The 5,137-nt window shown below is 32.5% G+C and carries 6 protein-coding genes; 5 read left to right on the top strand and 1 reads right to left on the bottom strand.

Annotation, left to right across the window (positions count from 1 at the left end; all coding sequences use genetic code 11):
* The first annotated feature begins 145 nt into the window (after positions 1–145).
* The 5 genes from gcvT to QZ260_RS09100 all read left to right on the top strand — a co-directional run bounded on the left by gcvT (position 146) and on the right by QZ260_RS09100 (position 4,268).
* Positions 146–1,228 carry a glycine cleavage system aminomethyltransferase GcvT gene (gene gcvT / locus QZ260_RS09120; protein WP_295985305.1) on the top strand — a complete coding sequence of 361 codons (1,083 nt, stop codon included), beginning with the start codon at positions 146–148 and terminating at the stop codon, positions 1,226–1,228.
* 18 nt (positions 1,229–1,246) lie between these two features.
* Positions 1,247–2,086, top strand: a complete 840-nt coding sequence (locus QZ260_RS09115) for a sugar nucleotide-binding protein (protein WP_295985303.1) — start codon at positions 1,247–1,249, stop codon at positions 2,084–2,086.
* Between the two features lie 44 nt (positions 2,087–2,130).
* Entirely contained in the window at positions 2,131–2,421 is a 291-nt protein-coding gene (locus QZ260_RS09110; RefSeq protein WP_295985300.1) for a 4a-hydroxytetrahydrobiopterin dehydratase, read from the top strand.
* Between the two features lie 92 nt (positions 2,422–2,513).
* Positions 2,514–3,233 (top strand): YebC/PmpR family DNA-binding transcriptional regulator, encoded by a 720-nt coding sequence (locus QZ260_RS09105; protein ID WP_295985297.1) that lies wholly within the window; start codon positions 2,514–2,516, stop codon positions 3,231–3,233.
* A 69-nt stretch (positions 3,234–3,302) separates the two neighbouring features.
* Complete coding sequence (locus tag QZ260_RS09100) at positions 3,303–4,268, top strand: Gfo/Idh/MocA family oxidoreductase (protein ID WP_295985294.1); 966 nt, start codon at positions 3,303–3,305, stop codon at positions 4,266–4,268.
* Here QZ260_RS09100 and QZ260_RS09095 read toward each other — a convergent pair.
* Positions 4,265–5,002: an NYN domain-containing protein gene (locus QZ260_RS09095; protein ID WP_295985291.1), complete on the bottom strand. Its 738-nt coding sequence runs from the start codon at positions 5,000–5,002 to the stop codon at positions 4,265–4,267. The two genes, QZ260_RS09100 and QZ260_RS09095, sit on opposite strands and share 4 nt — an antisense overlap.
* Positions 5,003–5,137 lie beyond the last annotated feature (135 nt).

The following is a 5,137-nucleotide window of genomic DNA, read 5'->3' as shown; positions in this document are numbered from 1 at the left end:
AAATTTCTAAAATACCACAACTCAACTTTAACAAACCTTTTAAGTCTTCCGCGAAAGCGTTACTATAAATTTTCAATACATTTGCTTTAATCAAATTTTAAAGAGATTTCTACCTAGGTGGAAATGAAAAAACGCAATCTTTTTTATGAAAAATACAGCCTTAACTGAAACTCACGAAGCACTTGGAGCTAAAATGGTGCCTTTTGCTGGTTATAATATGCCAGTACAATATGAAGGTATAAACATTGAACACGAAACTGTTAGACAAGCTGTTGGGGTGTTTGATGTATCACACATGGGTGAGTTTTTAATTGATGGTGAACATGCGCTTGAGTTGATTCAAAAAGTATCAAGTAATGATGCATCCAAATTAACTATTGGTAAAGCACAATACAGTTGCTTACCAAATGATGATGGCGGTATTGTTGATGATTTAATCATTTACAAAATTAAAGAAGAACAATTCTTATTGGTTGTAAACGCTAGTAATATTGAAAAAGATTGGAATTGGATTCAGTCTAAAAATGATGTTGGTGCTAAAATTCGCGATTTAAGTGAAGACTATTCGCTTCTCGCCATTCAAGGGCCTAAAGCTATTGAAGCGATGCAATCTATTACAAGTCATGATTTATCGGCTATTAAATTCTATAATTTTGTGGTTGGTGATTTTGCCGGAGTTGAACATATCATTATATCGGCAACTGGTTATACCGGAAGTGGTGGATTTGAAATTTACTGCAAAAATTCTGACGCTAAACAAATTTGGGATAAGGTGTTTGAAGCTGGAGCAGATTTTGGTATCAAACCCATAGGCCTTGCGGCTCGTGACACCTTGCGATTAGAAATGGGGTATTGCCTTTACGGAAATGATATTGATGACACCACATCGCCGATTGAAGCAGGATTAGGATGGATAACCAAATTTACAAAAGACTTCACAAATTCTGAGGCTATAAAGGCCGAGAAAGCGCGCGGAATTGAAAACAAACTTATTGCTTTTGAATTGGATGAACGTGGTATCCCTCGTCAAGGTTATGATATAGTTGATCATAATGGCAATAAAATTGGAAGAGTCACTTCAGGAACTATGTCACCATCACTTGGAAAAGGTATTGGCTTGGGTTATGTCCCTAAAGTATTTGCTGATTTTCACAGTAAAATAAATATACAAATTCGAAAAAAAGCTATTCCTGCCACAGTCATTAAATTACCTTTTTATAAAGGATAACATTTTTAGTATTTTGTAATGCAGGAGAAGGCGAAAGAAAGTAAACATAGAATATTAATAATTGGTGCCAGTGGCTTTTTAGGGGGATCTATCTACAAAGAGCTTTGTTCCTACTTCAGAACCTTTGGAACTTACAACATAAGCAATAAGGCATTTGAAAAGAATAAGCATTTTTTTCAATATAATATTGAAGAAGATGATATTTATGAAATCTTAGACATTGTAAAACCTACAATTATTATTTCTGCGTTACGAGGTGATTTTTCTAAACAAGTTTTGGTACACCAGCATTTAACTGAATATGTATTTACTAAAAAAGTTAAGCTTCTTTTTTTGTCTTCGGCTAATGTATTTGACGCTTACATTAAATACCCGAGTTATGAGCAAGATAAAACCTATAGCAATAGTATTTATGGACATTTCAAAATAAAAATTGAAAATATGCTTTTGCGTTTGCCCAAAAAGCAAATCGCTATTTTAAGATTGCCTATGGTTTTTGGTGCACAATCACCAAGAGTTCAAGAAATAGTTCAATTTGCAAAAGACAAGGAACCTATTGAGGTTTTTCCTAATTTAATAATGAATGTTACCACAGATTATAAAGTAACTCAACAAATTCACTATATTATTAATAGGAATAAATATGGAGTTTTTCATTTAGGGAGTAATGACTTGGTGCATCATGATGATTTTATTAAAGAAATTATTGTTTTATTAGAATTAAAAAATACACCTATTTACAAACGTGTTTACACCACAAATGATGATAGGTATTTAGCTGTGCTTCCAAAATTCAATAAGCTTCCTAAACATCTTCAAATTAAAAGTCAGGATATTTTAACTGAATTAAAAATATAGTTGATTTTGATATTCAAAATCATTAAATTGATAAAAAAATAATTATGACTAAGCTTAAAAAACAAGACATAGAGGCAAAATTACTTCGATTTCCTGATTGGGAATACTATGATAATGCCATACACGCAGAATTTGAATTTGAAAATTTTAAGGACTGTTTTAGTGCTATGAGTAGAATTGCTTTTGAATGTGAAGCCTTAAAACATCATCCTGATTGGAGCAATGTTTATAATGTGCTTACCATTTCATTATCTACACATGATGCTGGTGGTGTTACAAACAAAGATTTCAAATTAGCAGAGGCTATTGAATTTATTGTAGAACCTGACGAATAATTTGCAATTAAGCACTAGGTTTTTAACTTTGTTAAAATTTAAAAAAGAAGATTTCTTCTATCGAAGGAATTTCAAATAAAATAAGTCAAATTATGGGAAGAGCTTTCGAGTTTAGAAAAGCAAGGAAAATGAAACGTTGGTCTGCTATGAGCAAAGCCTTTACACGTATAGGTAAAGACATTGTAATGGCTGTAAAGGAAGGTGGCCCAGATCCAGATAGTAACTCTCGTTTAAGAGCCGTTATACAGAATGCTAAATCTGTTAACATGCCCAAAGACAATGTAGAACGTGCCATAAAGAAAGCAAGTGAAAAAGGTCAAGGCGATTATAAAGAAGTGATATTTGAAGGTTATGCACCACATGGTATCGCTATTTTAGTTGAAACGGCAACTGATAATAATACCAGAACTGTAGCTAATGTGCGTAGTTATTTTAACAAATGCGATGGTAGCTTAGGCACTTCGGGTTCTGTAGTATTCATGTTTGACCATACCTGTAATTTTAGAATAAATGCAGAAGGTTTAGATGCTGAAGAAGTTGAATTCGAGTTTATTGATTTTGGAGCAGAAGAAGTGTTTGCAGATGATGACGGTATTTTAATTTATGCACCTTTTGAAAGTTTTGGTGCTATTCAAGCAGAGTTAGAAAGCAGAGGTATTGAAATTTTATCTTCTGGATTTGAACGTATACCACAAGTAACTAAAGTGTTAACATCAGATCATGTTGCGGATGTTGATAAACTTTTAGAAAAACTTGAAGAAGATGATGACGTGCAAAACGTTTATCATACTATGGAAGAAAGTACAGAATAAAACAAATTATAATTTTAAAAAAAGAGAGCCTAATCGCTCTCTTTTTTGATTTTCAAAATATGAAATCTTATGAATTGGGGATTTATTGGTTGTGGTAGTGTTACCGAAATAAAAAGCGGACCAGCTTATCAGCAAACTACCGATTTTAATGTTACAGCTGTCATGCGTCGTGATATTGAAAAACTTAAAGACTATGCAAAACGCCATAATATTAAGGCTACTTTCACTGATGCTGATGCATTAATAAACGATGCAAACATTGATGCTGTATATATTGCAACACCTCCGGATACTCACAAATACTATGCTCTAAAAGTAGCAAAAGCAAGAAAACCGTGTTGCATTGAAAAGCCTTTATCTCCTAGTTATAACGAAAGTTTAGAAATTCAAAAAGCATTTAACGAAAAGAATACACCTTTATTCGTAGCGTATTACAGACGCTCATTGCCTCGTTTTTTAAAAATAAAAGAATGGTTAGCTAATAATTACATTGGTGAAGTAAGACATATAAATGCACATTTAAGTAAACCGGCAAATGATATAGACTTGGCAAAAGGCTATAACTGGAGAACGGATGCGAAAATTGCACCTGCTGGATATTTTGATGATTTAGCTAGTCATGGATTGGATTTATTCACATTTCTTTTAGGTGATATTATAGATGCAAAAGGCATAAGTTTTAATCAACAAAATTTATATACTTCAAAAGATGCTGTAACTGCTTCATGGTTGCATAAAAAAGGTGTTTCTGGAACGGGGGTATGGAATTTTGGGTGTAATGATCATTTGGATAAAGTCATTATTTATGGAAATAAAGGCACTATTGAGTTTTCAGTATTTCACGAAAAGCCAATCATATTAAAAAGTGCAACTAAAAACGAAGAAGTTTTCATAGAAAACCCCAAGCACGTTCAACAGTACCACGTTCAAAATATAAGCGATTTTTTTCAAGGAAAAATAAAATCACATCCATCTACGGGGAAAACGGCATTACATACAAGTTGGGTAATGTCAAAAATTTTAGGAGGAATCTAATCTTTATTTTTTACATAAATCAACTTAAAGCGCCCATTACTTTGATCACGTTGTTCCATTTCAAATTGTGGTAGCGATTTAAAAAGAGGTGTTAATTTTTGAAACCCAAAGTTACGGGAGTCAAAATTAGGTTGCTTTTTAAGTATTAAAGAGCCAACATCACCAAGGAATGCCCATCCATCATCATCTGCAGCATCGTCAACAGAATTATGAAGGAGTTTAATCACCTTGGGTGTTATATTATATAAATTAGCTTTTTTAGCTTTTTTTCCTTTATCATCTTTTTCAATATCATCATCATTGGCAAGAATTTCCAAATAAATAAATTTATCACATGCCACTATAAATGGATTTGGCGTTTTCTTCTCTCCCATTCCATAAACTACCATGGCGGCTTCACGCAACCGCGTGGCTAGTTTCGTAAAATCACTATCAGAAGATACTAAACAAAAGCCATTTACTTTTTCAGAATATAAGATATCCATCGCATCAATAATCATAGCAGAATCCGTAGCATTTTTCCCTGTAGTATAACCGTATTGCTGTATAGGCGTAATGGCATTTTCTAACAATACATTTTTCCATTTAGATAAATGAGGTTTTGTCCAATCGCCATAAATACGCTTAATTGTTGGAGTACCGTATTTTGCAATTTCTTCCATCATTTCAGTGATGTATTTTGATGGTATATTATCTCCATCAATTAATACGGCTATTTTTGTGTCTTTAATCATAATTCATAAAGATAAAGAAATATAATGACCTTAGAATAATTTAACTTTTATTTAGATAGTTATCCCTCAATTTTTAATTACATTTCCCTGACTAATTTAAATAACCAGGATTTTATCCTAAATAATTGTTTTAAC

The sequence above is a fragment of the uncultured Algibacter sp. genome, from assembly GCF_905480415.1.
GTDB lineage: Bacteria > Bacteroidota > Bacteroidia > Flavobacteriales > Flavobacteriaceae > Algibacter_B.
Note: the sequence above shows the minus strand (reverse complement) of the source record. Positions and strands in the feature narration are given on the sequence as shown.

What these genes read in the sequence shown, in the direction of transcription:
- QZ260_RS09100 (WP_295985294.1), top strand. Translation starts at nt 3,303, where the DNA reads ATGAATTGGGGATTTATTGGTTGTGGTAGTGTTACCGAAATAAAAAGC.
- gcvT (WP_295985305.1), top strand. Translation starts at nt 146, where the DNA reads ATGAAAAATACAGCCTTAACTGAAACTCACGAAGCACTTGGAGCTAAA.
- QZ260_RS09095 (WP_295985291.1), bottom strand. Translation starts at nt 5,002, where the DNA reads ATGATTAAAGACACAAAAATAGCCGTATTAATTGATGGAGATAATATA.
- QZ260_RS09105 (WP_295985297.1), top strand. Translation starts at nt 2,514, where the DNA reads ATGGGAAGAGCTTTCGAGTTTAGAAAAGCAAGGAAAATGAAACGTTGG.
- QZ260_RS09115 (WP_295985303.1), top strand. Translation starts at nt 1,247, where the DNA reads ATGCAGGAGAAGGCGAAAGAAAGTAAACATAGAATATTAATAATTGGT.
- QZ260_RS09110 (WP_295985300.1), top strand. Translation starts at nt 2,131, where the DNA reads ATGACTAAGCTTAAAAAACAAGACATAGAGGCAAAATTACTTCGATTT.